Source organism: Streptomyces sp. WELS2 (assembly GCF_013870595.1).
GTDB lineage: Bacteria > Actinomycetota > Actinomycetes > Streptomycetales > Streptomycetaceae > Streptomyces.
Genome location: NZ_JACBWZ010001207.1, coordinates 1 through 1,465, shown reverse-complemented (window position 1 = coordinate 1,465; position 1,465 = coordinate 1). Strand labels below are relative to the sequence as shown.

General features: G+C 74.5%; 2 protein-coding genes. Both read left to right on the top strand.

Annotated elements, in window-relative coordinates:
- Positions 1–956 (top strand): alpha/beta hydrolase (locus tag H5J33_RS35060; protein ID WP_399553005.1); only part of this gene is annotated, 956 nt, incomplete at its 5' end.
- 50 nt (positions 957–1,006) lie between these two features.
- On the top strand, positions 1,007–1,465 hold a 459-nt coding region (locus H5J33_RS35055; RefSeq protein ID WP_181798689.1), incomplete at its 3' end, for a DUF3592 domain-containing protein.

The window sequence follows — 1,465 nt, the reverse complement described above, 5'->3', positions numbered from 1 at the left end:
TCAGCGCGGTGCTGTGCACGGCCGGGGGGACGACCATCGAGGGGCTCCAGGAGCTGGTGCTCGTCGGCCCGCCGCAGCTGCGGAAGCTCGCCGACCCGCGGGTGGGCTTCTTCGAACTGGCCACCGGCCACTGGCCGATGCTGTCCGCTCCCGAGGAGCTGACCGAGGTGCTGTGCCGCGCCGCCGCCGACGAGGGACACAGGCTGACCCCGCCGGACGGCGAGCCCGCCTTCCTGCGCCCGTTCCCGCTGGACGTCCCGGAGCGGCCACGGGTGCGGACCGGCCACGTGGACCTGCACCTGCCGGAACCGGAGGAGACCGGCGCGCCCCGGCCGGCGGTGCTGTTCGTGCACGGCGGCCCGCTGTCGCCCGATATCGTCCCGGCGCCGCGCGACTGGCCGTTCTACGTCGGTTACGCCCGCCTCGCCGCGAGCCTGGGCGCGGTGGGCGCCGTCGTGGAGCACCGTCTGCACGGCCTCACCGCCTATCCCCGGGCCGCGGACGACGTGACCGAGGCCGTCGAACTGCTGCGGGCCGATCCGCGCGTGGACCCGGCGCGTATCGCCCTGTGGTTCTTCTCGGGCGCCGGGCTGCTCGCCACCGACTGGCTCACCGCCCCGCCGGAGTGGCTGCGCTGCGTCGCCCTGAGCTACCCCATCCTCGCCCCGCTGCCCGGCTGGGACGCCGTCTCCGAGCGCTTCCGCCCGGCCGAGGCGCTCCGGGCCGGCAAAGCGGAGCCGCCGCCGCTCCTGCTCGTCCGGGCGGGCCTGGAGACCGAACAGATCGCCGCCACGGTCGAACGGTTCGTGGGCGCGGCGGAGGAGTCAGGGACCCCGGTGGAGATCATCGACGTACCGCACGGCGGCCACGGCTTCGAGCTGCACGGCCCGGCGGACGAGTCCCGTGCGGCGGTCACCCGCGCCATGGGTGCGGTCCTCTCCCGCCTGGGGTTCTGACGCCGGGGGTGTACTAGCGTTCCTCCGGCTTCGTAACCGGTGAGAGGAACATGGTGCGGTTTCAGGTGCGCGGGCGGGCCGCCCGCCGGTGGGTCGCGTTCGGGTTGACCGCGTTCGGTTCGCTGTTCTTCGTCATCGGGGTGGTCCTGGCGGGGGTGTCGGTCTCGTTCCTGACGGACGCGGAGCGCGCCCGCGGCACGGTGGTGGCCCTGGAGTGGCGGACCGACCACGGCGGTACCTCACGCAGGCACCGGGGGGACGACCGGCCCGCGGCGTATCCGGTGGTCGAGTTCACCTCGCGGGACGGGACGCGGACGACCTTCCAGGACTCCACGGGTTCCAGTCCGCCGGCCTACGAGAAGGGCGAGCAGGTCGAGGTGCTCTACCGCGCGGACTCCCCCGAGGACGCGCGGATCGACGGCTTCGCCTCGCTGTGGCTGCTGCCGCTGGTCTTCGGCGGGCTCGGGCTGCTGGTCGCGGGGGCGGGGACGGTCGTCGCGATCGTGACG